The organism is Lentzea albidocapillata, assembly GCF_000719115.1.
GTDB classification, from domain to species: Bacteria; Actinomycetota; Actinomycetes; order Mycobacteriales; family Pseudonocardiaceae; genus Lentzea; species Lentzea albidocapillata.
In genome coordinates this window covers 221,451-245,433 of sequence record NZ_JOEA01000014.1, presented here as the reverse complement: position 1 = coordinate 245,433, position 23,983 = coordinate 221,451, and the positions used below count along the sequence as shown (strand labels likewise).

Sequence of the window (23,983 nt, the reverse complement as noted above, 5' to 3'; positions counted from 1 at the left end):
GACTCCGATGCGACGTTTGCCTAGCGTTCGTTCGTGTGACGACCAGCCAGGAAGAGATCAGCGACGAGATCGCGAAGATCCAGGCCGACTCACCGAGAGGTGCGCCGCTGCTGGACTTCGCGCCGTACCGCAGCACGACATTGCGCCACCCGACGAAGGAGCCGCGCCACGTCGACCCCGAGGGCGCCGAGCTGCTCGCGCCCGTCTTCGGCCACTCCGACGTCGCCGCGATCGAGGCCGACCTGACCGTGCAGCGCGGTGGCGAGCCGATCGGCGAACGCATCCGCGTGCACGGCCGCGTGCTCGACGGCGACGGCCGTCCGGTGCGCCGCCAGCTCGTCGAGGTCTGGCAGGCCAACGCCGCCGGCCGCTACCCGCACCAGGGCGACCAGCACCCGGCGCCGCTGGACCCGAACTTCACCGGCGTCGGCCGCTGCCTGACCGACGACGACGGCTGGTACTCGTTCACCTCGATCAAGCCGGGCCCCTACCCGTGGCGCAACCACCACAACGCCTGGCGGCCCGCGCACATCCACTTCTCGTTGTTCGGCACCGACTTCACGCAGCGACTGATCACGCAGATGTACTTCCCCGGCGACCAACTGCTGGCGTTGGACCCGATCGCGCAGTCGATCACCGACCCCGCCGCCCTGGCGCGGCTGATCGCGTCGTACGACCACTCGCGGTCCGAGCACGAGTGGCTGCTCGGCTACCGCTGGGACATAGTGCTGACCGGCAGTCACGCGACCTATCTGGAGCCGTCCGATGACTGAAGCGACTCCCGGCCAGACCATCGGCCCGTTCTTCCACCACGCGCTCGCGTTCCCCGGCGACTCCGAACTGGTGCCGTTCGGCTCGGCCGGATCCGTGGTGCTGCACGGCTACGTCCACGACGGCGCGGGCGATCCCGTGCCGGACGCGATGATCGAGATCCGCCAGTCCGATGCCTCCGGTGTCGTGCCGCGCGTCGGCGGGTCGCTGCGGCGGCGCGGTGCCGGCTTCACGGGCTGGGGCCGGTCCTGCACCGACAGCGCCGGGCACTACTGGTTCAGCACGGTCGAGCCCGCGCTGCCGTTCTTCGCGGTGACGGTGTTCGCGCGCGGCCTGCTCGACCGGCTGTTCACCCGCATCTACCTGCCCGGTGCCACGGACGCGGTCGACGGGCTGGTCGCCTCGCGGGAGTCCGACGGGCGCCTCAGGTTCGACATCCACCTGCAGGGGCCGTCCGAGACGGTGTTCCTCAAGTTCCCGCGGACGTGATCGTGCTGCCTGGTTCTCATCGTGCCGCCGGCCTCGTCGACGATGCCGCGCTGGTGCGGGCGATGCTGGAGGCGGAGGTCGCCTGGGCACGCGTGCTCGGGACGTCGCTCTCGCTCGGCGACTGGGTTCCGTCGCTGGACCCGGTCGAGGTGGAGGCCGCCGGCAACCCGGTGCTGCCACTGGTCAACGCCTTGCGGGCGCGCGTCTCCGACACCGTCCACACCGGACTGACCAGTCAGGACGTGCTCGACTCCGCGTTGATGCTGCTGGCGCGCGGGGCTCTGGAACGGATGTCGGCGGACCTGGGCCGGGTCGCCGATGCGCTGGCCGGGCTGGCGGACGAGCACCGGTCCAGCGTGATGGCGGGCCGGACGTTGACGCAGCACGCCGTGCCGATCACGTTCGGCCTCAAGGCCGCGCGGTGGCTGGTGGGCGTGCTCGACGCCATCGACGAACTGGAGGTCGTGGCGCGCACCCTGCCCGTGCAGTGCGGGGGTGCGGCGGGGACGTTGTCGCGTGTGGCGGATCCGGTCGCGGCGGCATCGGCGTTCGCCGGCCATCTGGGGCTGGTGTGGCCCGGAATGCCCTGGCACACCTACCGCGCGCCGATCACGCGGCTGGGTGACGCGGTGGTGCGTTCTTGTGACGCGCTCGGAGTGATGGCGGCTGATCTGCTGACATTGGGACGGCCGGAGATCGGTGAGGTCCGCGAGGGGTTCGTGGCCGGGCGGGGTGGGTCGTCGACCATGCCGCACAAGCGGAACCCGGTGCTGTCGGTGCTGGTGAACAGCGCGGCCCTGCGGGCTCCCGGACTGGGCGCGCAGCTGCACCTCTGCGCGGCGCGGGCGGTGGACGAGCGGCCGGACGGGGCGTGGCACGCGGAGTGGCCGGCGTTGCGGGCGTTGCTGGAGCTGGCGGTGGTGGCGGCGTCGCAGGCCGCGGAACTGGTGGAGGGGCTCGAGGTGCATGCGGACGTGATGGCGCGCCGGGCCGCCGACGCCGCTCCGGAACTGCTGGCCGAGCGGGGCGGCGGCACTGATCCGGCCTCGTATCTCGGGGCTGCGGAGGCGTTCGTGGACGAGGCGCTCCGTCGGAATCGATCCCGATTCGGCCTCCTCCGGGGGAGCACGGAGGCCCCCACTCCAATCGTCTCAGAGGGGTCCGACAGAAAATGACGACTGAGCTGAGCCTGACGCGGCTGGCCGGGGCCGAAGGGTCCGGACTGCTGCTGGTGGTCGGGCCCTCGCTGGGCACGTCGGTGAGCCTGCTGTGGCGGGACTGTGCGGCGGCGCTCGGTGACGGGTTCGAGGTGATCGGGTGGGATCTGCCTGGGCACGGCAACGGTGCGCCGGCGAGAGAGGCCTTCACCGTGCCCGGCATCGCGGACGAGCTGACGGAACGCGCCGGGGCGTTGGCGGGTGGGCGGCAGTGTGCTTATGCCGGGGTGTCGTTCGGCGGGGCCGTCGGGTTCGAACTGGCGGCGCGGCGCGAAGGGCCGTTCGAGGCCGTTGTGGGCATCGGGGCGGCGCCGCGGATCGGCGAGCCGGAGATGTGGCGTGCGCGGGCCGCGCTGGTGCGGCGGGCCGGGACATCGGTGATGGTGGACGGGTCCGCGCGGCGCTGGTTCGCGCCGGGGTTCGTCGAGCGGGTGCCGCGGGTAGCCGGGGGATTGCTCACGGCGCTGGCGGAGACCGACAACGAGTCGTACGCCCTGGCTTGTGAGGCGTTGGCGGTGTTCCAGGCCGGTGAGGCGGTCAGGCCCCTGCGTGTGGTGGTGGGGGAGCACGACGTCGTGGTCTCGCCGGACGGGGCGGACGTGGTGCTCGCGGGATGCGGGCATCTGCCGCCCGCGGAGGATCCGGCGGCGGTGGCGCGGACGTTGATCGAGCTGTTCAGGGAGATGCGGTGTCCTACGACGACGGCATGAAGGTTCGGCGTGAGGTGCTCGGGGACGCGCATGTGGACAGAGCGGCACCGGACGAGTTCACCCGCGACTTCCAGGAGTTCATCACCAAGTACGCGTGGGGCGAGATCTGGACGCGGCCCGGTCTCGACCGCCGGATGCGCAGTGCGATCACGCTCACGGCGTTGATCGCGCACGGGCACTGGGACGAGCTGAAGCTGCACGTCGCCGCTGCCGTGCGGAACGGGCTGAGCGAGGCGGAGATCGGCGAAGTGATCTTGCAGAGCGCGATCTACTGCGGGGTGCCGGCGGCGAACCACGCGTTCTCGGTGGCGCGTCAGGTCCTGAAGAAGGGCCTGTGAACGTTCACTCGGTGGCGCGATCAACCTCGCCACTTCCATTCCCGTTCACGAAGGAGCTTCGATGACGCGTACCCAGGTCGGCATCGTCGGTGCGGGACCGGCGGGGTTGATGCTCTCGCACCTGTTGTCCCTCAACGGGATCGACAGCGTTGTGATCGACAACAGAACACGCGCCGAGATCGAGAACACGGTCCGCGCCGGCATCCTGGAAGCCGACAGCGCGCGACTGCTGGCCGGCACCGGGGTGTCGGACCGGGTGCTGCGCGAAGGGCATCCGCACGAGGGCATCGACCTGCGGTTCGGCGGCGAGAGCCACCGCGTCGACTTCCGCGCCCTGGTGGGCGAATCGGTCTGGCTCTACCCGCAGACCGACGTGTTCGTGGACCTCGCGAACGCGCGCGAACGCGACGGCGGCGACGTGCGGTTCGGCGTCAGCGACACGTCGGTCGACATCACCCAGCCCGCGATCCGGTTCACCGACAGCGACGGCGTGCCGCAGGAGGTGCGCTGCGACCTGCTCGTCGGCGCGGACGGCTCCCGCTCGATCTGCCGCGCCGAGGTACCGGAAGCGTTGCGCAGGCACAGTTCCCGCGAGTACCCGTTCGCCTGGTTCGGCATCATCACCGAGGCGCCGCGCAGCGCCCCCGAACTGGTCTACGCGCACTCGCCGCGCGGGTTCGCGTTGATCAGCCAGCGCACCGAGACCCACCAGCGCATGTACTTCCAGTGCGCCCCGGAGACCAAGGCCGCGACGTGGTCCGACGACCGGATCTGGGAGGAACTGCAGGAGCGCGTCGCCGGCCCGGACGGGTTCACGCTCAACGAAGGCCCGATCACCGAGAAGACGGTGCTGCGCTTCCGGTCGTTCGTCGCGGAACCGATGCGCCACGGCAAGCTGCTGCTCGCCGGCGACGCGGCCCACACCGTGCCGCCGACCGGCGCCAAGGGCCTGAACCTTGCGCTGGCCGATGTGAGCGTGCTCAGCGAGGTGATCGAACGCGCGTTGCTCAAGAACGACCCGGACGCGCTGGACGAGTACGGCCCGCGCGCACTGGAGCGGGTGTGGAAGGCGCAGCACTTCTCCTACTGGATGACCACGATGCTGCACGCCCTGCCTGGCGCGACGGACTTCGACGTGCGCAGGCAACTCGGTGAGCTGGCCTCGGTCGTCGGGTCGGAGGCCGGATCGAGGTACCTGGCCGAGGGGTACACCGGCTGCCGGCCCGCTTGAGCGAGGCTGGAGCGCCGTCGCCGAGACTGTCCTGATGGACATCGCGGCACTGCGCCTCGGCAACATCGGGCGGCTCCAGTCGGCGGAGGACGTCGTCCGCTCGCTCGGAGCCGTGCAGGGCCAGGACTACGGCCAGTCGCTGTGGGCGATCGGGCTGCGCACCGCCGCGGCCCGCATCGCCGACGTCGAGGAGGCGCTGCGGACCGGACGCGTCGTCCGCACCTGGCTGATGCGCGGCACCATCCACTACGTACTGGCCGAGGACGTCCGGTGGATGCTCGGCCTGTTCGGCGCGCGCGACCTGGCCCGGCTGACGCCCAAGGCGTGGCAGTACCACCACATGACGCCCGAGCTGATGTCGTTGGCGCGCAAGACGTTCGTCGAGGCGCTCAGCGGCGGGGGCTGCCTCACCCGGCGCGAGATGATCGACCTGATGGCGGGCGTCGGCATCCCGGACGACCGGCAGCAGAGCTACTTCACGTTCATCCACCTCGCCCAGGAGGGCCTGGTGGTGCCAGGCCCCCCGCGCGGCAAGGAGCAGACGTTCGTGCTGCTGGACGAATGGGCGCCGAAGCAGCGTTCACTGGAGGGTGACGAGGCGATGGCCGTGCTGGCGTCACGGTTCTTCGGCAGCCACGGCCCGGCGACCCTGGCCGACTTCGCGAACTGGTGCGGCATCGGCGTGCGCGAGGCCTCCCGCGGCCTGGAGGCGGTGAAGCACTCGTTGGTGCGTGAGGAGTTCGACGGCAAGGAGTACTGGCTGCCGCCCGACCTCACGCCGGGCTCGGGCGCGTTCGTGCTGCCCGCCTACGACGAACTGCTGATCGGCTACAAGGACCGCAGCGCGTTCTTCACCCGGTACGACGAGATCCCGATCTCCACCTACAACGGCATGTTCCACGCGACGATCATCGAGGACGGCCAGATCGCGGGCCTGTGGCGGCGGGTCATGAAGAAGACCTCGGTCGACGTGGAACTGCGGCCGCTGCCGGGTTTCGACGTCGACCGGCTCGCCGAGCACACCGCGCGGTTCGGCGAGTTCCTCGGGCTGCCGGTGCGGACGGTCGTGAAGGACGCGCCCGAGGTGGGTTCGTCGAAGGTCAGCTGGCGCTCCCGAAGGTGAGCACCTCCACCTCGCCGCCCCGGTGACCGGGCGGAACGACCGCGAGCGCGTCGGCGAGGGCGGCGCCCCACAGGGAACCGGGGCGGTCGTGCCCGGCGGGAACGGCCAGGCCGCCGGACCGGGTGACGGGGACCAGGCGGGTGTCCGTCCGGTGAGCACCGACGTCGGGAAGCCAGGCCGTGACCGGTGGACGGGCGGTGTGGCCGCCGAGGGCGTCGAGCAGCGGGTGGAGCAGGGTCAGCACGGCGGCCAGGGCGGCGAACGGGTTGCCGGGCAGTCCGACGACGCAGCGGCCGTCGGGCAGGACGGCGAGCAGCATCGGGTGGCCGGGGCGGCAGGCGACGCCGCTGATCAGGACCTCGGCGTCCAGGTCGGCGAGCACCCGGCGCAGGTGGTCGGCCGGGCCGACCGAGGTGGCGCCGCACGTGACGAGGACGTCGGCCTGGCCGGACGCGAGGGCGTCGACGAGGGCGGCCGGGTCGTCGCGCAGGTGGGTGGTGCCGATGAGGTCGGCCCTGGTGAGCAGGCCGGGGAGCATCGGGCCGATGGCGTCGCGCACGCGGCCTGGGCGGGGCAGGCCGGCGTGGAGGAGTTCGTCGCCGGTCACGATCACGGCGACCCTCGGGCGGCGGTGGGCCAGGAGGGTGTCGTGGCCCGCTCCGGCTGCCAGACCCAGGACGGCCGGGGTGATCGGGGAACCGGCGGGGACCAGTTCGTCGCCGGCCGTCCAGTCCTCGGCTTGGCGGCGGATGTGCTTGCCGGGCAGGGCGTCGGCGACCAGGAGGGCACCGTCGGTCGAACAGAGTTCGACGGGAACGACCGCGTCCGAGCCGTCCGGTACCGGCGCCCCCGTGGCCACCCCGAACGCCTCGCCCGAACGCAGGAACGCCTCGGGTACCGGGTCTCCGGCCGCCACCCGGCCGACGATGCGCCACGGGCCGGGGCCCGTCACCGCGTAGCCGTCCATGGCCGAGGTGGCGCAGGTCGGCTGGTCGGTGAGGGCCCGCACGCCGGAGGCGAGCGCGAGGCCCAGTGCGTCGGGCAGGGCGAGTTCGTTCGCGTCCAACGGCTTCGCGGCGTCGCGTGCCGTCTGTCGGGCGAGCGTCCAGGGCATGTTCATCGTCGCTCCCGTGGTATAGCCTACCGAATACTGTATGCAATCCTCGGGACGGGGTGAAGGGCATGCCAGTCGCGACTTACGTACGTGATCACGTCGGCAGGCTCTACCGGGTAGGGGAGACCGACGTCGAGGCGTCGGGGCGTTCGCGTCGCACGGTGCTGTGGGCCGCTTGGGCGGCGATGCTCGCGGCCGGCATCGGGCAGTACGGGTTCGGAGCGCTGATCCCTCAGTTGCAGGACCGGTGGAGCGTGCCGGAGTTGTTCTGGGCACTGGCGTTGTGGACCGTCTGCCAGGCGGGCACGGCGTTTCCGGCGGCCTGGTTGAGAGAGCAGAAGAGGCTCACACCCACCGGTGCGATGTGGATCGGGGCGGTCCTGTGCGGCGCTGGGCTTTTGACGCTGGGGCAGGGCTGGCTGGTCGGCTACGCGATCCTCGGCGGCATCGGCGCCGGGCTGGTCTACGCGACGTGCCTCGGCGTTGTCGTGCGGTGGTACCCGGAGCGCGTCACGCGGAAGGTCGCGTTCGTCAGCGGGGCGTTCGCGTACGGGTCGGTGCCGTTCGTGCTGGCCGCCGGGCTGTTCTTCGGTGGCGGGTTCCTCCTGCAGGCCGGGATCGTGATCGCCGTCGTCGTGGCGGTAGCGGGCGCGTTGATGAAGGACCCGCCCGAGCACTGGTGGCCGCCGCACATCCCGCCCCGCGAGTGGGCGCTCGACCGGGCGCGCGTGCCGAACAGGTCCGCGCTCAGGGAGTTCCGGACGCACGAGGCCATGCGGTGCGGCACGTTCTGGTGGCTGTACGGCGGTATCGCTTTCGCGGCGGCGGTGTCCCTCTACGACCTGGCGTACCTGCCGTTGTTCGTCGGCGACAAGGTGCTCGGAGGCGTCGCGCTGGCCACGCTGGCGGCGGCGACGGGCACCGGGCGCGTGCTGGTCGGGTGGATCTCGGACCGGGTCGGCCGCAGGAAGGCGCTGGTCTGGACGCTCGCGACGGGCGGGCTGGCACAGTTCGTGTTGCTGTACTCCCAGAACGTCGCGGGGCTGCTCATCGGCGCCACGCTCGCGGGCCTCGGCACCGGCTGCTGTTATTCGCTGCTGGTCGGCGTGACGAGGGAGTACTTCGGCGAGACGAACGGCGCGCAGAACTTCGGCGTTCTTTACACCGCGAAGGCCGCGGGCGCGTTGCTGGCCGCCGTTGTCCTTGCCTCGCAAGGGCCCACGTTCGCGTTCATCGCGGCGGGCGTGCTCGGGCTGGCGGGCGCGGTACTCACCGCGCACCTGTCGCAACCGGGAAGGCCACGCCTGTGAGCCGCGTGCCGCGGCTCGCGAAAGGCTGGCACCGGACGCAGGCGGACGGCTGTTGCCTGATGGAACTGACGTCCCTGCTCGCGGGCGAGGTGTGGTCGGACCGGCCCGCCTGCGTGCACCCGGTGCTGGCGTGCGTGGCGCGGTGCGTCAACGACCAGTCCACAGAGGACGGGCGGAGAAGGCTGCTGCCCTTCGCCACCAAGGTGATCGGCACGGATCAGGCGCCCGCCGAACGCCTGATCGCGCACTGCGCGAGCAGGGCCGGGATCGTCGCGCCGAAGTGGTGGCCGCGCGACTGGGTCGTGGCCAGGGCCGTCAGGGCGATGTCCGGGGACGAGGTGTTGCGGCGGCTGCTCGACGAGTGCGTCGCGATCTGCTGGGAGGCAGGGCATGGGACGAGTGACGAGCAGGCGGCGCGTGGTGCGGCTGGTGGACGACGCGGCCACCGTGCGACCGGACACGCTGGCGGTCGAGGAACCACTGGAGATCCGCGTGCGGGGCAAGTCCCTCGCCGTGACCATGCGCACGCCGGGTGACGACTTCGACCTGGCGGCCGGCTTCCTGGTCAGCGAGGGGGTGGTGCGCGCGCCGTCCGACATCGTGTCGATCCGGTACTGCGCGGGCGCCACGGCCGACGGCGGCAACACCTACAACGTGCTCGACGTCGGCCTCGGGGAAGGCGTCGCGCCGCCAGACCCGTCGATCGAGCGCAACTTCTACACCACCTCGTCGTGCGGCCTGTGCGGCAAGGCGAGCCTGGACGCCGTGCGCACCGTGGCGACCTGGCAGGTGGCTGCCGACCCGATCCGCCTCGACCCGAAGACGATCACGGAGTTTCCGACGAAACTCCGTGCCGCGCAACGGGTCTTCGACCGCACCGGCGGCCTGCACGCGGCCGGGCTGTTCGACGCCCAGGGCACCCTGCTGTGCCTGCGAGAGGACGTCGGCCGGCACAACGCCGTCGACAAGGTCGTCGGCTGGGCGACGCGCAACGGCAGGTTGCCGCTGACGAGCACCGTGCTGATGGTGAGCGGGCGGGCGTCGTTCGAACTGGTGCAGAAGGCGGTCATGGCAGGGATTCCGGTGCTCACCGCCGTGTCCGCGCCGTCGTCGCTCGCCGCCGATCTGGCGGAGGAGATGGGCGTGACGCTGGTCGGGTTCCTGCGCGGGACTTCGATGAACGTCTACACCGGCGGACATCGGCTGGGGGTCACCGCCGGGGCTCGCTAGTGCAGGACCAGGCCGTTAGCCCGTAAGGCGTCCTCCGCGAGGATGATGCCGCGCGGCGGACGCGATCTTGAACGCGACGATTTACCGTTCCTCCCATGTTGACTGTCAGGGGGATCAGCCGGAGCTTCGGCGATCACAGGGTGCTCGACGAGGTGAGCTTCGACGTCCGGCCCGGCCGGATGACGGGCTTCCTGGGCGCCAACGGTTCGGGCAAGACGACCACGATGCGCATCGTGCTGGGGGTGCTCGCCGCACACGGGGGAACGGTGAGCTGGCAGGGGCAGGAGGTCACGGCGCAGACGCGGCCGGACTTCGGGTACATGCCGGAGGAACGCGGGCTCTACCCCAAGATGAAGGTGCGCGACCAGATCACGTGGCTGGCGCGGTTGCACGGCGTCGACCGGGAGACCGCGCAGCGCAACACCGACGCGCTGCTCGAGGACCTGGAGCTGACCGAACGGGCCGGGGACCGGCTCGAGGAGTTGTCGCTCGGCAACCAGCAGCGCGTGCAGATCGCGGCCGCGCTGGTGCACGAGCCGGCCGTGCTGATCCTGGACGAGCCGTTCTCCGGCCTCGACCCGATCGCCGTCGAGACCGTCCTGGACGTGCTGCGCAAGCGGGCCGCCAATGGCGTGCCGGTGTTGTTCTCGAGCCACCAGCTGGCGATCGTGGAACGGCTCTGCGACGACGTCGTGATCATCTCGAAGGGACGGGTCGTGGCCAACGGGTCACGCGAGGAGCTGCGTGCCAGGCACGCGGGCAGCCGCTACGAGATCGTCGTCGCGGAGGACGCGGGCTGGGTTCGCGATGTGCCCGGCGCCAGGATCCTGGAGCTCGACGGGCCGCGCGCGGTGTTCGAGGCGGAACCCCAGCAGGTGCTCAGGGCAGCACTCGAACGCGGCGAGGTTCGCTCGTTCACGCCGGTCGTGCCCACGCTGGACGAGATCTTCAGGGAAGTGATCTGAGATGGCTCGCGCCTCCTTCAGCCAGGCGACGTGGCTCGTCGCCGAACGTGAGATGAAGACCTTGGTCACCACCAAGGGATTCTGGATCGGTTTCGCCTTCACGATCGTCGGGTTGTTCGCGCTCACCGTGCTGCCGACGGTGTTCGGCGGCGACGACCCCAAGATCGCCGCGGTCGGCTCGGCCGTGCAGGTGGTGCAGGGCAAGGAACTCGACGTGCGGGAGGTCGGCACCGTCGAGGAAGCCGCCGACCTGGTCAGGGCCGACGAGGTCGAGGCCGCGATCGTGCCGGACGGCGGCGGAATCAAGGTCCTCGCGCTCAACGACGCGCCGAGCGACGTGGTCAGCCAGCTCGTCCAGGCGCCCCCGGTGGAGCTGCTGGAGGCCTCGGCGGTCAACTCCGGCCAGCGGTTCGTCACGGTTCTCGTGTTCGGGCTGGTCTTCCTGATGTTCGGCATGGGCGGCGCGGCCATCGCGCAGAGCACCGTGACCGAGAAGCAGACCCGGATCGTGGAGATCCTCGTGTCGACGGTGCCGGTGCGGGCCCTGCTCGCCGGCAAGATCCTCGGCCACACGATCCTCACACTGGGACAGGTCGTCGTGCTGGCGCTCGCGGCACCGATAGCGCTGCGGGTCGCGGGACTCGGCGAACTGCTGGGAGTGGTGGCGCCCGCGCTCGGCTGGTTCGTGCCGTTCCTGATGCTCGGGTTCGTGCTGATCTCGTCCATGTGGGCGGTCGCCGGCGCCCTGGTCAGCCGCCAGGAGGACCTCGGCTCGACCATGGGCCTGGTCATGATCGCGGTGATGGGGCCGTACTTCGGCGTGCAGTTCTTCTTCGAGAACCCCGTGGTGCTGAAGTGGATGTCGTTCGTGCCCTTCACGGCGGGCGTCGCGATGCCGGTGCGGTTGTTCGCCGAACAGGCGAAGCCGTGGGAGGCGATCCTGTCACTCGGCATCCTCGCGGCGACCGTGGTGACGATCCTGCTGGTCGCGTCCAGGCTCTACACCAACTCGTTGTTGCAGACCGGAGCACGGGTGAAGCTGTCCAAGGCCTGGGCACCTGCAGAATAGGGCCATGATCGCTGATCCGATTCGCCTCGCCGTCGTCGGCCTGGGAGCCATGGGCACCCGGATGCTGACGGCGGCGCGGCAGCATCCCGGCTTCACCGTGGTCGCCGGCGTCGACGTCGTACCCCGCACGCTCGACATCCCGGTCGTCACGACGCTGGACGACGTGCTGTCCGATGTGGACGCCGTGTACATCTCGACGCCACCCGCCTCGCACGCCGAGCTGGTGCTGAAGGCCTTCGCGGCGGGCAAGGCGGTGTTCTGCGAGAAGCCGCTGGCCGTCGACCTCGCCGAAGCCCGCGCGATGGCCGAAGCCGCCGCCGGACGGCCGAACGCCGTGAACTTCGCGCTGTCGGACATGGTGGCGACGATCGAGGTCGAACGGCGGCTGCCCGAACTGGGCACGCTGCGGGGCGTCGAGATCCGGCTGCAGTTCCCGCGCTGGCCCAGGGCGTTCCAGGCGGAGGCGGCCTGGCTGTCTCGCTCCGAGCAGGGCGGGTTCGTCCGCGAGGTGTTGTCGCACTTCGTCTACCTGACCGACCGGATGCTCGGACCGCTCACGGTCGAGTCGATGTCGTCGGACTTCCCCGAGCCCGGCGCGGCCGAGGTGGCGGCACGGGGTGTGCTGCGGGGCAATGGCGTGCCGGTGCACGTGTCGGCGTTCTCCGGACTGGCCGGGCCCGAGGTCTACGAGTGGACTGTTTGGGGCACCGAACGATCGCTGCGCCTCGACCAGTGGGCCCTGCTGTCCACTTCGGACGGCGGCGCGTGGGAACCGGTGGCGCTGGAGCAGACCGGCTCCGACTACTCACGGCTCACGCTGTTCGCGCAGGCCGTGCGGGGCGAGCACCCGCGTGACCTGGCGGACTTCGCCAGCGGGCAGCGGGTGGCCGAGGTGGTCGAGGCTTTCCTGCGGTAATCCGCGTGCGTGCGTTCGGCAGGATCGACGCAATGGGGATCTTGTTCGTCACGCTCGCAGGACATGGCCACGTCACGCCGAGGCGGTGACCGGAGCGGGCGCGCGGTGGGTGGAACTCCCCGCACTGCCCGCCTTCCAGCCCGTCACCGCCCACCCGATCGACGAGTGTTTCCGCACTACTTCAGGGCGATGGCCGCGACCTACCCGGTCGTGCTCGACCACTGCGCGAGTTCCAGCCTCGCGCGGAGACCTTCGACGAGTCGTTCCACTTCGCCGGCCCGGTGCTGGGCGCCCGGCTCGACGAGGTGTGGTCACCGCGCCGCGACGACCTGGCGCGCTGGTGTTCGTCTCGCTCGGCTCGATCATGAGCGACGCCGCCTTCTACCGGGTCGTCGTCCCGCAGACGCCGGAACAGGCCGCGAACGCCGACCGAGTCGCCGAACTCGGCCTCAGCGAACGGGTCGACGACCACGCGGACCTCAGAGCGGCCGGAGTCATCCTCAGCCGAGGACTTCGCGGAGCTTGACGCCGAACTCCTCCGGCTTGCCCGCGTAACCGAACTCGCCGCCGAGGAAACCACCGTGGTGGCTGGGGAACACCGCAGCCTCCTGGCCGAGCAGGCGTGCCGTGTGGACGGCCGTGCGGCCGGTGAACGTGTCACCGGTCTCCTCGCCGACGGCGATCACGACGCGAGTGGGCGCGGCGGCCAGTGCCTGCACGCGCGGGTGGTAGTCGGTGATGGCGAGCGAGGTGGTCCCGAGCAACGGGTCGTCGCGCTTGCCGTCGTCCTCGGCCGGCATCCCGAACTGCGCGGGATCCGGCAGGGGCAACGCGAAGTACTCGTCGGTGTACTCGCCCTGCCACGAGCTCATCTGAATGAACGCCGCCATGCCCGCGCCCTGGCCCTTGGCCTGGTAGGCGTTCATGAACGCGTCGCGCGCCCGGCGAGCGGCGGCCGCGTCGGGCAGCACGTCGATGATCGGCGGCTCGTGCGCGACGAGCGTGACGACGTCGTCCGGGTACGCGGCGACGAGTTCGAGAGCCGTGACCGCGCCACCGCTCGACGCGAACAGGTCGACCGGACCGCCGACGGCCTCGATCACCGCGTGGACGTCCGCGGCCTGGATCTCGGGGGTGTTGTCGGTGCGACCGTCCGAACGGGTGCTGCGGCCGAGGCCGCGCGGGTCGTAGGTGATCACCGTGCGGTCGGGGAACTGGGCGCGCAACGCGACGAACCCGCTGGCGTCCATCGGCTGGCCGATCATCATCAACGGACGCCCACCGGAACCGCTCACGTCGTACGTGATGGCGGCTCTGCCGGTTTCCAGAACATGAGTTTCCATGTGATTCTCCCCAGTGGAGTCGGGTCTGATCAGCCTAGTCACACACGTGAACCCCGATGGGCTAACAGGCCGATCGACCTGCATGTATTCCCCTGTTATCAAGATCGCATGACACGCACAGCAGTGGTGACCGGCGGCGGTACCGGCATCGGCAAGGCGGTGGCGGCCCGGCTCGCCGGACAGGGCCTGGACGTGGTGATCACGGGACGCAGGGAGGACGTGCTCAAGGCGGCGGCCGAGGAGATCGGCGCACGGGCGGTGGTGTTCGACGCGGCCGACCCGGAGTCGGTGGAGGCGTCGCTGAGCGATCTGCCGTCCTCTGTGGACGTGCTCGTCAACAACGCGGGCGGCAACATGACCCGCCGCCTGCCCGCGCCGGAGAACCTGACCGACGTGCGGAACCTGTGGCTCGCCAACTACGAGTCCAACGTGATCAGCGCCGTCCTGGTGACGACCGCGCTGGAACCGCGCCTGGCGGACAACGCACGGGTGGTGACGCTCGGCTCGATCGCGGGCCGGCGGGGTTCGGGTGCCTACGGCGCGGCCAAGTCCGCGGTCGAGGCGTGGACGGCGGACCTCGCGTTCGCCCTGGGGGCGAGGGGGATCACGGTCAACGTGGTGTCGCCGGGAGTCATCGAGGACACCGAGTTCTTCGGCGGGACCCTGAGCGAGGAACGGCGCAGGAAGCTCGTCGGCAACCCGGCGAACGGCCGCGCGGGTACCCCGGCGGACGTGGCCGCGGCGATCGCGTTCCTGACCTCGCCGGAGGCCGGGCACGTCACCGCCCAGGTCATCGGGGTGAACGGCGGAGCCGGGCTCGGACGCTGAACCCGACGACCGCCAGCAGCACGACCACGAGCGCGATCCAGGAGAACTCCGCGAGGTAGTGCTCGGCGGCCTCCCCGACGAAGTAGACGGCCGCCGTCGTGCCACCGGCCCACGCGATGCCGCCGGCGGCGTTGGCCAGCAGGAACTTGCCGTAGTGCATGCCCATCGTGGCCGCGAGCGGACCGGACAGGATCCGCAGCAACGCCACGAACCGGCCGAAGAAGACCGCCCAGGCGCCGAACCGTTCGAACAGCGCCTGGGCGCGGCCGACCTTGTCCTGGCTGAAGTGGCTGGGGAACTTCTCGCCCGCCCAGCCGAAGATCCGCGGCCCGAACCGCTTGCCCAGCGCGTACCCGGCGGTGTCGCCGATGATCGCGCCGGCGGACGCGGCGACGCCGACCCAGAGCGGCGAGACGCCGTCGTGGTGCGAGGCCATGAGTGCCGCCGCGACGAGCACGACCTCGCCCGGCAACGGGATCCCCATGCTCTCGATCCCGATCACCAGGCCCACGGCGACGTAGACCAGCAACGGCGGAACAGCGTCGAGCCACTCAGTCAGCACATCCGTGATCTTCCTCCAACCGGATGGCATCGGCCACGAGACGCGGCCGTCTCGGTACTCTGCTGATCATCTGGACGAGGGGGCGGTTGTGGCGAGCCAGTTCGGCTTACTGCTGCGTCAATGGCGGCAGCGGGCGGGCTTGAGTCAGGAAGCGCTCGCTCAGCGCGCTGCCGTGGGCATTCGCACGGTGCGTGGGCTGGAGACAGGCGAACGGACCGATCCCCGCATGGGCACCGTGCGCGCGCTGGCGGACGCTCTGGAGCTCACCGGCGCCGAACGCGTCGAGCTGTTCTCCGCTGCCGGGCGGGACGAACCGCTGGTCGTGGAGCCGGTCCGGTTCGACCCCCTGCACGAGGCCGTCGAGACGTTGAAGGTCGCGGTCGAGGCCCGCTGGCGGCGGGAGGAGGAGCAGCGGCAGGTCCACGACCCGGTGCCGCTGCCGGTGCGGTGGGACGAGGCGCCCGCGACGTGGATGGACAGCCGGCTCAACATCGGCGCCGATGCCGTGCTCGGCGGGCGGCTGGACCAGGTCGTCGAGGTCTACCGCAGGGTCGGCTCGCGGCGGCTGGTCGTGCTGGGGCGGGCCGGGGCCGGAAAGACGGTGCTGACCACGCGGTTCGTGCTGGACCTGCTCGGTGCGCGGAACCCGGCCGACCCGGTGCCGGTGATCTTCCACCTCGGTGCGTGGCATCCCGGACGCCTGGGGCTCCGCGACTGGCTCGCCGGCCAGCTGACGCGCGACCACCCGTTCCTCGCGGCACCGGGACCCGGCGGCGGCACGCTGGCGGCGGCGCTGGTCGACTCGCAGCGCGTGCTGCCCGTGCTGGACGGTTTCGACGAGATCGCGGCCGGACTGCACCGACCGGCGCTCAACGCGTTGAACACCACCACTCTGCCGTTGCTGCTGACCAGCCGGGTGGACGAGTATCGCGACGCCGTCGAGGGCACGGACGTGCTGACGTCGGCCGCCACGGTCGTGCTGGCCGATCTGACGTGCGACGACCTGGCGGACTACCTGCCGCGCACCACCCGCAAGACCGGGCCGGGCGGCAACGCCTGGAAGCCCGTGCTGGACGAGGTGCGCAACGGCGGTCCGCTCGCGGAGGTGCTGACGACGCCGCTGATGGTGGCGCTGGCGCGGCGGATCTACAGCGACACCCCGGACCACGATCCGATCGCGCTGCTGGACTTCCACGAGCCGGAGCAGATCGAACGCCACCTGCTCGGCAGCTTCATACCGGCTGTGTACGGCGCGCATGCCGAACGTGTGCAGCCTTGGCTCAGCCATCTCGCCGTCCACCTGACCAGGCTCGGCACGCACGACGTGGCCTGGTGGCGGTTCGGCACGTCGTCGGCGGTGACCGGACTGACCGTCGGGGTGGCGGTCGGGGTCGCGGACCTGGTGCTGGAGGCTGTACTGGTAGGCGGGCTGGTCGCCAGGGGAGTGGCGTTCGCGGTGATGATCGGGCTGGTCACCGGGGTGTTGTTCGGGGTGGCGCACCGGTACGTGGTGAGCAGGACGCCGATCGAACCCGTGCGGACCCGGCTGCGGCTGCGCGGCCGTGCCGGGCGACGGGTGTGGTCGCGCGGACTGCTCGGGCTGGCGTTCGGCGGCGCGGTCGGTGCCGCGTACGGGCTGGTGCGCGCCATGGCGTACTGGCTGGTCACGCCCGGTTTCGAGATGACGGCCGGGGTGCTGGTCGACGTCGGCGTGTTCGGGCTGGTGTTCGGGTTCGGCGCCGGGATGGTGTTCGCCGTGGTCGCCGCGATGGAGGCACCGCTCGACGTGCGGTCCGCGGGCAGTCCCGACGGGTTGCTGGCGGCGAACCGGCGTGCGGTGCTCGGGCTCGTCGGGGTGATGGTGCCGGTGTTCGCGGTGTTCGTCGCGGGGGCCACCGGGGTCGTCGCGAGCGGGCTCACGGCGTTGCGGTTCGTGGTGGTGTGGAGTCCGACAACGGCCCTGGCGCTCGGCCTCGTCGGCGGGATCGGCGGTGGGCTGGCGTACGTACTGAGCCTGACCGCGTGGGGACAGTGGGTGGTGTTCGCGCGCATCTGGCTGCCGCTGACCGGGAAGCTGCCGTGGGGGATGCCGGCGTTCCTCGACGACGCCTACCGGCGTGGCGTGCTGCGCCGGGCGGGTGCGGTCTACCAGTTCCGGCACGCGCGCCTGCAGGAGCATTTCGCGCGTTTGCCCTGATCAGACAGACCGGCCAAAAGTGGCCGGTCGTCTGGCCTGTCTTTCGTTCGGCCCCGCTGTGATCGTTTTGCCGGGACGGACGAAGGGGGTCGAGGGGTGTCGCCTGGTGAGATCAACTGGGAGGCGTACAGCCACGAAGAGTTGCACCGGATGCTGTGGCAGGACGCTGACGTCGCGGACGTGAGCACGGTCGCCGACGAGTGGACGCGTCACCGTGCCGCGCTGGACGCGCACGCCGAAGTGCTTCGGGAGCAGCGGGCGGCGTTGATCGACGGGTGGACCGGGGCCGCGGCGGAGGAGGCCTCGACGCGGCTCGGTGCGCTGGCCGAGCGGATCGGGAAGATCAGCGAACTGGCCGCGGCGGGGCAGAAGGCCGCGCAGGACTCGGCCGACGCGCTGGCCGCGGCGCGGGCCGCGATGCCGCCGCCACCGTCTCCGGGGACGACGATGCCGGCGTTCGCCGGGCTGCCCAGCGCGCCGGGCTCCTTCGCGCCTGCGCCGTTCGCATTGCCGAGTGCGCCCGGGTCTTTTGCGCCCGCGCCGTTCGCGTTGCCGAGCGCGCCCGCGCCGATGGCCCTGCCGAGTGCGCCCACGATGCCCTCGGGCGCGACCTCGGGCTTCTACTTCTACTTCGGCGCCGCTTCCGCCGACCAGCAGAAGGCCCAGGCGGTCCGGGCGATGCAGACCTACGAGTCCAGCCTCAACGGCAGCGGCCGCCTCATCGAGGACGCCAGGAGCAACGTCCCGCAGGCCGCCCCCACTCCCCGTGCCGCGGCCGTGGCCCAGGTGAAGACGCCCAGTTCGGGTGGCGTGCCGTGGCAGCGGCTGGTGGGCGGTTCGGTGGCGACGGCCACGCGGGGTCCGGTGATCGGCGGGGCCACCCCGGTCAGCCAGCAGCTCACACCGGGCATGCGGGCAGGGGTGATGTTCGGTCAGCACGGCGGAATCGCGGCGGCCGGCACTCTCACCGCCGACGCGCGCACGTCCGGCCATAACAACGCGATGGGCGCACCTCCGGCGGGAGCGGGGCGCAAGGACGAGGACCAGGAGCACGAGAACCAGATGCCGACGCTCGACCACGACCTGTTCGCGGTGACCGAACGGGTGTCTCCGGCCGTGATCGGGGAGGAACAGTGACCGGCTTCGAAGTCGCGCCCGACCAGTTGCAGGACCGGGTGAGGATCCTGGGCAGACTGGCCGAGCTGACCGCCGACCTTGTGGCGACGTCGAGCAGGCTGGCCGAGCGGCAGCCGTTGCTCGGGACCGCGCCGCCCGCCCAGGACCTGTCGCGCCGGCTCAAGGACGCCGGGTCGGGGCTCGCGGGCGAGGTGGGGGCCGCCGAACGCGAGGTGCGCGAGTTCCGGCAGATGCTCGCCGACATCCGGTCCACCTACGCCGAGACCGACGCCGAGCAGGCGCGGAAGGCGGACCGGTGATCGCCTTCGACCTGGTGGAGATGGACCTGCTCGCCACGCACGCAGGCGTGCGCTGGCCGTTCCCGCTGCGGGTGCCGTCGTTCGGCAAGCTCGCCGACGAACGCGCGCGGCTCCTCGCCGAGGCGGGCCACGGGTTGCAGGCGCGCGGCCTCGCCGCAGCGCACGGACCTGTCGGCATGGCCGCGTCGCTGGTCACCGCGCTGCACGAGCACACCGCCGTGGTCGATCTCGTCGTGCCCGGCACGGGTGCGGTCGCGATGGTCTACGGCGACGAAGCCGTGGTGTGCACGCAGTCCGAGAGCACGGTCCGGGTGGCGCACGTCGAGGCGGAGACGCTCGGCGACGAGCTCGTGGCGTTGGTCCCGCACGCCCGGCCCGCGCAGCTCATGCCGATCACCCTGCCGCCCGGCGCCGGGCTCGACCTGGAGGTCACCGGACAGGGCCAGGCGGGCGTGGTCAGGGGCGGGCAGCGGCAGGAAGTGTCCTGGTTGGACAGTGCGAGCGGACGGGTCAGGGTCGACGCCGGTGATGACGGCTGGGTGAGCGTCAACCCGCTGCGGCACCACGACCTGGTCCGCATGATCGGTGAGCTCGCCGCAGTCGCGCGAGCCTGATTGAGGGGGAGAAGTGGATCCAGCACAGTGGCTGGCGGACTACCAGGAACGCCTGGAGCGCGTCGCGTACAGCGCGCGGTCGGCGAGCGCGAGCCTGGCCGAGGTGGGGGCGAAGGCGACCTCGCCACGCGGTGAGGTCACCGTGACGGTGAACGCGGGCGGCGTGCTCGGCGACGTCGCGCTGACGCCGGCGGCGCGCAAGCTCGACGTCGACACGCTCGCGATGCTGATCGTCAGCACCGCGCGGGAGGCGCAACGGCTGGCGAGCGCGCGGATGACCGAGGTCATGGCGGACTACCTCGGCGAAAGCGACGCGTTGCACCAGATCACCAGGCACCTGCCGGAGGCCGTGCGATGAGCTTCACCGCCGACCACGAGCAGTTGCGCTGCCATGCCAGGACCCTGACCAGGTACGCCGACCAGCTGTCCGGCACCGGCACCCGGTTGCCCGGCCAGGTCGGTCAGTCCTCGCTCGGCTCGTTCGCCCAGTTCCTCAGCTCCGGCCTGAGCGGCCCGATGGGGGAGACGATGGGCGCCTTCGCCCACGTCGCGTCCACAATGGACAAGGTCGGTGAGGGCGTGCGGCGGACCGCCGAGAACTACCAGCGCACCGACGAGCGCAACGCCGAGGACATCACGGGAGCGGGCCGATGACCGCCACCACGACGGACGCGGGCACGATCGCCGCCCTGCTGAACGAGCTCCGCACCACCACGAACGCCATCGCGGGCGACGAGTGGCTGTCGTCCGACCTCGCCGCGACGCCCAAGGCCCCGATGAGCGAACTGGGGTCGAACGGGAAACCGTTGCAGGCCCTGGACAGCGCGGGTGCCGGCTTCCTCACGCCGATGATCTCGTTCCTGGAGGAGCCGCTGAACGAGCTGCGCGGCGACCCGGACGGCGTCCAGCAGGGCGCGGGCGAGTTCCAGAACGCGAGCAAGGCCGCGACCAGCCTCGCCGGCGAGTACGGCGCCAAGGCGAGCAGCGAGACCGACGGCTGGACCGGCGACAGCGCGGCCGAGTACGCCAAGACGGGCAAGGAACTCGTCGACGGCGTGCTGTCCGTGGCCGAGACCGCGCTGACCAACGCCACCGCGCTGATCAAGGCGGGCGAGGTGGTCGCGCAGGTGGTCGTCGAGGTGACGAGGCTGATCACCGAGGCGGTCGGCAAGATCGTGCCGATCATGACCCAGGCGATCGCGGCGGCGGGCGTGACGTTCGGGCAGAGCATCGCCGTGGCGATCCCGCAGTGCGTGCAGATCGCCGTCGAGTGCGGTGGGCAGATCGCGGCCAAGCTCGGCGAACTGCTGGCCAGCGGCGAGAACCTGATCAAGCTCGTCGAGGGCGCGCAGGCGGTGCTAAAGATCGTGCAGCAGGCGATGTCGGTGATCGGGGACAAGGCGTCCGGCTCGGCCGAACTGCCGACGGCGAAGGAGGTGACCGCGTGAAGCGCCTCACCGTGCTCGTCTGCGCGCTGCTGCTCCTCGGTGCCGCGCCGGCGAAGGCCGACGACGGTGTGCAGACGGTGCTCGACCAGTACCTGATGCAGGCGGGACCGGGTGCCGCCGTGCACACCGGGTCCGGCACGCGGTCGACCGGCACCGGGAAGCTCCACGAGCGGCGCCCGATCACCGCGGCCGACCACTTCCGGATCGGTAGTCAGACCAAGACGTTCACCGCCGTGGTGGTGCTCCAACTCGTCGACGAGGGCCGCGCCGAACTGGATGCCCCCATCTCGCGGTACCTGCCCGGCGTGGTCACCGGCAACTACAACGGTGATGTGATCACCGTCCGCCAGTTGCTGCAGCACACCGCTGGGCTCGTCCGCGACGTCCGCGACGCGAAGGCGGGCCCGGGCGGCACGTACACCCTGGCCGAGCTCGTCCGCTCGGCGATGGACGAGCCCGCCCAGAACGCCCCCGGTGCCGCTCAGAACTACTCGAACGTCGGCTTCCTGGTGCTGGGCATGCTGATCGAACGTCTCACCGGCAGGCAGGCCGGCGACGCGATCACCGAGCGGGTCATCCACCCTCTCGGCCTGACCGGGACGCGCTTCCCGGCACCCGGTGACCGTGCGCTGAAGACGCCTTTCCTGAACGGCTATCTGGGTGGCCGCCTCGGCCAGCTCTTCTTCTGGACCGAGGCGACCACCGCCGTCGAGCTGTCGTTCTGGAGCACCGCCGGTGCCATGGAGTCCACTTTGGACGACCTCCAGCGGTTCTACCGCGCGTTGGTCGGCGGCAGGCTCGTCTCACCCGCGGCGCTGGCCGAGATGAAGCGCACCTTCGGCCCCGCCGACGTCTACGGCCTGGCCCTGGTGAAGATGCCGCTGTCGTGCGGCGTGGTCGCATGGGGTCACAACGGTGCCCTGACCACCGGGCACTACTCGTTCACCCTGACCACCGACGACGGCCGGTTCGCGTCGGTCGTGACCAACACGAACTGGCAGGGCTCCGGCAAGCCCTCGGCCGTCGACGTGGCCGACAGAGCGATCTGCGCCGGTTAGCCGGTGAGGATGGCCCGAGCCAGGGCCGCGGTCTCGGACGGCGTCTTGCCGACCTTGATCCCCGCCGCCTCCATGGCCAGCTTCTTGGCCTCCGCCGTGCCCGAGGAACCCGAGACGATGGCGCCCGCGTGGCCCATCGTCTTGCCCTCGGGCGCGGTGAAGCCGGCGACGTAGCCGACCACGGGCTTGGACACGCTGTCCCGCACGAACTCCGCCGCCCGTTCCTCCGCGTCGCCGCCGATCTCGCCGATCATCACGATCAGCTCGGTCTCCGGGTCCGCCTCGAACGCCTTGATGGCGTCGATGTGCGTGGTGCCGACGATCGGGTCGCCGCCGATGCCGACGCACGTGGTGAAGCCGAAGTCCTTCAGCTCGTGCATCAGCTGGTACGTCAGCGTTCCCGACTTCGACACGAGACCGATCGACCCCGGCTTGGTGATGTCCGCGGGGATGATGCCCGCGTTGGACTTGCCGGGACTGATGATGCCGGGGCAGTTCGGGCCGATGATCCGCGTGGACCTGCCCTGGGCGTGCGCCCAGAACCGTGCCGTGTCGTGGACCGGTACGCCCTCGGTGATCACCACGGCCAGGCCGATCTCGGCGTCGATGGCCTCGATCACCGCGTCGCCGGTGAACGCGGGCGGGACGAAGAGCACCGACACGGTCGCGCCGGTCTCCGCCATCGCCTGGGCGACCGTGCCGTACACCGGCAGCGTCACGTCGTCGAAGTCCACGGACGTGCCGGCCTTGCGGGCGTTGACGCCGCCGACGACCTTCGTGCCGGCCGCGAGCATGCGGCGGGTGTGCTTGGCACCCTCCGAGCCCGTCATGCCCTGCACGATCACGCGGCTGTTCTCGTCGAGGAAGATCGCCATCAGGACTCCTTGCCGGCCAGGGCGGCGGCACGGCCCGCCGCGTCGTCCATCGTGTGCGCCACGGTGATCAGCGGGTGCCGGGCCGCGTCGAGGATGCGGTGGCCCGCTTCGGCGTTGTTGCCGTCGAGACGGACGACCAGGGGCTTGTCGGCGCGGTCACCGAGCATGCCGAGGGCCTGCACGATTCCGTTTGCCACCGCGTCGCACGCGGTGATGCCGCCGAACACGTTCACGAACACGCTGCGGACCGACGGGTCCGAGAGGATGACGTCGAGGCCGTCGGCCATCACCTGGGCCGAGGCGCCGCCGCCGATGTCGAGGAAGTTCGCGGGCGCGGCACCGGCCAGCGCCACGACGTCCAGAGTGGACATGACGAGTCCGGCGCCGTTGCCGATGACACCGACGGTGCCATCGAGCTTGACGTAGTTGAGGCCCTTCTCGGCGGCCCGTACCTCCAGCGGGTCACCGGAAACAGCATCCGTTGGTCGAGAGTGCCGGAACGACGCGTTGTCGTCCAGTGTCACTTTGCCGTCCAAGGCGATGATCCGGCCATCCTTGGTGCGCGCCAACGGGTTCACCTCGACCAGGGTGGCGTCCTCGGAGACGAAGACCTTCCACAGGGCGGAAGCGACCGCGTTCACTTCCGCCGCGATCGAAGGCGGGAACGCCGCCGATGCGTCGAAGGACGAGGCCGGCATTCGAGTGATGGAGTCCGCCATCTCCTCGATCTCCATGCCACCGGTGGCTGAGGTCATGCCGATGAACGTCCTGTTGGCACGATCGAGCAGGAACGACAGGTAGTACTCCTCGGCGATCTCGCTCGCCTCGGTGATCAGGACCTTGTGCACGGTGTGGCCCTTGATGTCCATCCCCAGGATGGCTGTGGCGGCGGCCTGAGCTTCGTCGGGTGACGAAGCGAGTTTGATGCCACCGGCCTTGCCGCGTCCGCCGGTCTTCACCTGAGCCTTGACGACAACGGTGCCGCCCAGCTGCGCGGCGGCCTCGCGCGCGGATTCAGGAGTGTCCGCCACGAAACCACGCGGAACGGGCACCCCGTACCGCTCGAAGAGGTCCCGCGCCTCGTGTTCGAAAAGATCCACCGTCTACGTCCTCTCGCCGAAAACTTGCGGCCATCTCTG

At 70.9% G+C, this 23,983-nt stretch carries 28 protein-coding genes; 23 read left to right on the top strand and 5 right to left on the bottom strand.

Features of this window, described 5'->3' with window-relative positions; all coding sequences use genetic code 11:
* The first annotated feature begins 35 nt into the window (after positions 1-35).
* From pcaH to IG04_RS0122730, 7 genes are all read left to right on the top strand, one after another.
* Positions 36-773, top strand: coding sequence for a protocatechuate 3,4-dioxygenase subunit beta (gene pcaH, locus IG04_RS0122755; protein WP_030478718.1), 738 nt, complete (start codon positions 36-38; stop codon positions 771-773).
* Positions 766-1,260 carry a dioxygenase family protein gene (locus IG04_RS0122750; RefSeq protein ID WP_030478717.1) on the top strand — a complete coding sequence of 165 codons (495 nt, stop codon included), beginning with the start codon at positions 766-768 and terminating at the stop codon, positions 1,258-1,260. Before pcaH ends, IG04_RS0122750 begins: the two co-directional genes overlap by 8 nt.
* Positions 1,257-2,435, top strand: coding sequence for a lyase family protein (locus IG04_RS0122745; protein ID WP_030478716.1), 1,179 nt, complete (start codon positions 1,257-1,259; stop codon positions 2,433-2,435). Before IG04_RS0122750 ends, IG04_RS0122745 begins: the two co-directional genes overlap by 4 nt.
* A complete protein-coding gene (locus IG04_RS42755) occupies positions 2,432-3,187 on the top strand; it encodes an alpha/beta fold hydrolase (RefSeq protein ID WP_036015490.1) in 756 nt (251 codons plus the stop codon). The genes IG04_RS0122745 and IG04_RS42755 overlap by 4 nt, the downstream gene beginning before the upstream one ends.
* A complete protein-coding gene (locus tag IG04_RS42750; RefSeq protein WP_051770610.1) occupies positions 3,184-3,525 on the top strand; it encodes a carboxymuconolactone decarboxylase family protein in 342 nt (113 codons plus the stop codon). Before IG04_RS42755 ends, IG04_RS42750 begins: the two co-directional genes overlap by 4 nt.
* 61 nt (positions 3,526-3,586) lie before the next feature.
* Positions 3,587-4,756 carry a 4-hydroxybenzoate 3-monooxygenase gene (locus IG04_RS0122735; RefSeq protein WP_030478715.1) on the top strand — a complete coding sequence of 390 codons (1,170 nt, stop codon included), beginning with the start codon at positions 3,587-3,589 and terminating at the stop codon, positions 4,754-4,756.
* 34 nt (positions 4,757-4,790) lie between these two features.
* Positions 4,791-5,879 (top strand): winged helix DNA-binding domain-containing protein, encoded by a 1,089-nt coding sequence (locus tag IG04_RS0122730; protein ID WP_051770445.1) that lies wholly within the window; start codon positions 4,791-4,793, stop codon positions 5,877-5,879.
* Here IG04_RS0122730 and IG04_RS0122725 read toward each other — a convergent pair.
* Positions 5,857-6,999: a molybdopterin molybdotransferase MoeA gene (locus IG04_RS0122725; protein WP_030478713.1), complete on the bottom strand. Its 1,143-nt coding sequence runs from the start codon at positions 6,997-6,999 to the stop codon at positions 5,857-5,859. The two genes, IG04_RS0122730 and IG04_RS0122725, sit on opposite strands and share 23 nt — an antisense overlap.
* A 62-nt stretch (positions 7,000-7,061) precedes the next feature.
* Between IG04_RS0122725 and IG04_RS0122720 the strand changes: the two genes are divergently transcribed.
* The 7 genes from IG04_RS0122720 (at position 7,062) to IG04_RS0122695 (ending at position 13,009) form a co-directional block, all read left to right on the top strand.
* Positions 7,062-8,303: an MFS transporter gene (locus tag IG04_RS0122720; RefSeq protein ID WP_030478712.1), complete on the top strand. Its 1,242-nt coding sequence runs from the start codon at positions 7,062-7,064 to the stop codon at positions 8,301-8,303.
* Complete coding sequence (locus tag IG04_RS48200) at positions 8,300-8,839, top strand: hypothetical protein (protein WP_248782532.1); 540 nt, start codon at positions 8,300-8,302, stop codon at positions 8,837-8,839. Before IG04_RS0122720 ends, IG04_RS48200 begins: the two co-directional genes overlap by 4 nt.
* The gene (fdhD, locus tag IG04_RS0122715) at positions 8,733-9,533 is read left to right on the top strand and encodes a formate dehydrogenase accessory sulfurtransferase FdhD (RefSeq protein WP_245816091.1); all 801 of its coding nucleotides are present in this window, start codon (positions 8,733-8,735) and stop codon (positions 9,531-9,533) included. The genes IG04_RS48200 and fdhD overlap by 107 nt, the downstream gene beginning before the upstream one ends.
* 95 nt (positions 9,534-9,628) lie before the next feature.
* Positions 9,629-10,498 (top strand): ABC transporter ATP-binding protein, encoded by an 870-nt coding sequence (locus IG04_RS0122710; protein WP_030478710.1) that lies wholly within the window; start codon positions 9,629-9,631, stop codon positions 10,496-10,498.
* Between the two features lies 1 nt (position 10,499).
* A complete protein-coding gene (locus tag IG04_RS0122705; RefSeq protein WP_030478709.1) occupies positions 10,500-11,567 on the top strand; it encodes an ABC transporter permease in 1,068 nt (355 codons plus the stop codon).
* Between the two features lie 4 nt (positions 11,568-11,571).
* A complete protein-coding gene (locus tag IG04_RS0122700; RefSeq protein WP_030478708.1) occupies positions 11,572-12,483 on the top strand; it encodes a Gfo/Idh/MocA family protein in 912 nt (303 codons plus the stop codon).
* Positions 12,484-12,790: 307 nt separating this feature from the next.
* Positions 12,791-13,009 carry a hypothetical protein gene (locus IG04_RS0122695; protein WP_030478707.1) on the top strand — a complete coding sequence of 73 codons (219 nt, stop codon included), beginning with the start codon at positions 12,791-12,793 and terminating at the stop codon, positions 13,007-13,009.
* On the opposite strand, the gene IG04_RS0122690 is transcribed toward IG04_RS0122695, so the two are convergent.
* Positions 12,984-13,826 carry an alpha/beta fold hydrolase gene (locus IG04_RS0122690; RefSeq protein WP_030478706.1) on the bottom strand — a complete coding sequence of 281 codons (843 nt, stop codon included), beginning with the start codon at positions 13,824-13,826 and terminating at the stop codon, positions 12,984-12,986. The two genes, IG04_RS0122695 and IG04_RS0122690, sit on opposite strands and share 26 nt — an antisense overlap.
* Before the next feature lie 108 nt (positions 13,827-13,934).
* On the opposite strand from IG04_RS0122690, the gene IG04_RS0122685 reads away from it, so the two are divergent.
* The gene (locus IG04_RS0122685) at positions 13,935-14,654 is read left to right on the top strand and encodes an SDR family NAD(P)-dependent oxidoreductase (RefSeq protein ID WP_030478705.1); all 720 of its coding nucleotides are present in this window, start codon (positions 13,935-13,937) and stop codon (positions 14,652-14,654) included.
* Here IG04_RS0122685 and IG04_RS0122680 read toward each other — a convergent pair.
* Entirely contained in the window at positions 14,617-15,216 is a 600-nt protein-coding gene (locus IG04_RS0122680; RefSeq protein WP_245816092.1) for a DedA family protein, read from the bottom strand. The two genes, IG04_RS0122685 and IG04_RS0122680, sit on opposite strands and share 38 nt — an antisense overlap.
* Before the next feature lie 88 nt (positions 15,217-15,304).
* Between IG04_RS0122680 and IG04_RS0122675 the strand changes: the two genes are divergently transcribed.
* The 8 genes from IG04_RS0122675 (at position 15,305) to IG04_RS0122640 (ending at position 21,969) form a co-directional block, all read left to right on the top strand.
* A complete protein-coding gene (locus tag IG04_RS0122675; protein ID WP_030478703.1) occupies positions 15,305-17,413 on the top strand; it encodes an XRE family transcriptional regulator in 2,109 nt (702 codons plus the stop codon).
* Between the two features lie 96 nt (positions 17,414-17,509).
* Positions 17,510-18,550, top strand: coding sequence for a hypothetical protein (locus IG04_RS0122670; protein ID WP_051770443.1), 1,041 nt, complete (start codon positions 17,510-17,512; stop codon positions 18,548-18,550).
* The gene (locus IG04_RS0122665) at positions 18,547-18,849 is read left to right on the top strand and encodes a hypothetical protein (protein ID WP_030478701.1); all 303 of its coding nucleotides are present in this window, start codon (positions 18,547-18,549) and stop codon (positions 18,847-18,849) included. Before IG04_RS0122670 ends, IG04_RS0122665 begins: the two co-directional genes overlap by 4 nt.
* On the top strand, positions 18,846-19,463 hold the full coding sequence (locus IG04_RS0122660; protein ID WP_030478700.1) for an ESX secretion-associated protein EspG: 618 nt from the start codon (positions 18,846-18,848) through the stop codon (positions 19,461-19,463). The genes IG04_RS0122665 and IG04_RS0122660 overlap by 4 nt, the downstream gene beginning before the upstream one ends.
* A 13-nt stretch (positions 19,464-19,476) precedes the next feature.
* On the top strand, positions 19,477-19,821 hold the full coding sequence (locus IG04_RS0122655) for a YbaB/EbfC family nucleoid-associated protein (RefSeq protein WP_030478699.1): 345 nt from the start codon (positions 19,477-19,479) through the stop codon (positions 19,819-19,821).
* Positions 19,818-20,117 (top strand): type VII secretion target, encoded by a 300-nt coding sequence (locus tag IG04_RS0122650; protein WP_030478698.1) that lies wholly within the window; start codon positions 19,818-19,820, stop codon positions 20,115-20,117. Before IG04_RS0122655 ends, IG04_RS0122650 begins: the two co-directional genes overlap by 4 nt.
* Positions 20,114-20,911 carry a hypothetical protein gene (locus IG04_RS0122645; RefSeq protein WP_051770442.1) on the top strand — a complete coding sequence of 266 codons (798 nt, stop codon included), beginning with the start codon at positions 20,114-20,116 and terminating at the stop codon, positions 20,909-20,911. The genes IG04_RS0122650 and IG04_RS0122645 overlap by 4 nt, the downstream gene beginning before the upstream one ends.
* The gene (locus IG04_RS0122640) at positions 20,908-21,969 is read left to right on the top strand and encodes a serine hydrolase domain-containing protein (RefSeq protein ID WP_030478696.1); all 1,062 of its coding nucleotides are present in this window, start codon (positions 20,908-20,910) and stop codon (positions 21,967-21,969) included. Before IG04_RS0122645 ends, IG04_RS0122640 begins: the two co-directional genes overlap by 4 nt.
* Here the strand turns inward: IG04_RS0122640 and sucD are convergent.
* Both sucD and sucC read right to left on the bottom strand, forming a co-directional pair.
* On the bottom strand, positions 21,966-22,844 hold the full coding sequence (sucD, locus tag IG04_RS0122635; RefSeq protein WP_030478695.1) for a succinate--CoA ligase subunit alpha: 879 nt from the start codon (positions 22,842-22,844) through the stop codon (positions 21,966-21,968). The two genes, IG04_RS0122640 and sucD, sit on opposite strands and share 4 nt — an antisense overlap.
* Entirely contained in the window at positions 22,844-23,944 is a 1,101-nt protein-coding gene (gene sucC, locus IG04_RS0122630) for an ADP-forming succinate--CoA ligase subunit beta (RefSeq protein WP_030478694.1), read from the bottom strand. The genes sucD and sucC overlap by 1 nt, the downstream gene beginning before the upstream one ends.
* Between the last annotated feature and the right edge of the window lie 39 nt (positions 23,945-23,983).

Excerpts from the sequence above, each read along its gene's own strand:
- IG04_RS0122685 (WP_030478705.1), top strand. The coding sequence starts at position 13,935 with ATGACACGCACAGCAGTGGTGACCGGCGGCGGTACCGGCATCGGCAAG.
- IG04_RS0122700 (WP_030478708.1), top strand. The coding sequence starts at position 11,572 with ATGATCGCTGATCCGATTCGCCTCGCCGTCGTCGGCCTGGGAGCCATG.
- IG04_RS0122650 (WP_030478698.1), top strand. The coding sequence starts at position 19,818 with ATGAGCTTCACCGCCGACCACGAGCAGTTGCGCTGCCATGCCAGGACC.
- IG04_RS0122720 (WP_030478712.1), top strand. The coding sequence starts at position 7,062 with ATGCCAGTCGCGACTTACGTACGTGATCACGTCGGCAGGCTCTACCGG.
- IG04_RS0122705 (WP_030478709.1), top strand. The coding sequence starts at position 10,500 with ATGGCTCGCGCCTCCTTCAGCCAGGCGACGTGGCTCGTCGCCGAACGT.
- IG04_RS0122730 (WP_051770445.1), top strand. The coding sequence starts at position 4,791 with ATGGACATCGCGGCACTGCGCCTCGGCAACATCGGGCGGCTCCAGTCG.
- IG04_RS0122735 (WP_030478715.1), top strand. The coding sequence starts at position 3,587 with ATGACGCGTACCCAGGTCGGCATCGTCGGTGCGGGACCGGCGGGGTTG.
- IG04_RS42755 (WP_036015490.1), top strand. The coding sequence starts at position 2,432 with ATGACGACTGAGCTGAGCCTGACGCGGCTGGCCGGGGCCGAAGGGTCC.
- IG04_RS0122750 (WP_030478717.1), top strand. The coding sequence starts at position 766 with ATGACTGAAGCGACTCCCGGCCAGACCATCGGCCCGTTCTTCCACCAC.
- IG04_RS0122645 (WP_051770442.1), top strand. The coding sequence starts at position 20,114 with ATGACCGCCACCACGACGGACGCGGGCACGATCGCCGCCCTGCTGAAC.
- sucD (WP_030478695.1), bottom strand. The coding sequence starts at position 22,844 with ATGGCGATCTTCCTCGACGAGAACAGCCGCGTGATCGTGCAGGGCATG.
- IG04_RS0122725 (WP_030478713.1), bottom strand. The coding sequence starts at position 6,999 with ATGAACATGCCCTGGACGCTCGCCCGACAGACGGCACGCGACGCCGCG.
- IG04_RS42750 (WP_051770610.1), top strand. The coding sequence starts at position 3,184 with ATGAAGGTTCGGCGTGAGGTGCTCGGGGACGCGCATGTGGACAGAGCG.
- IG04_RS0122710 (WP_030478710.1), top strand. The coding sequence starts at position 9,629 with ATGTTGACTGTCAGGGGGATCAGCCGGAGCTTCGGCGATCACAGGGTG.
- IG04_RS0122690 (WP_030478706.1), bottom strand. The coding sequence starts at position 13,826 with ATGGAAACTCATGTTCTGGAAACCGGCAGAGCCGCCATCACGTACGAC.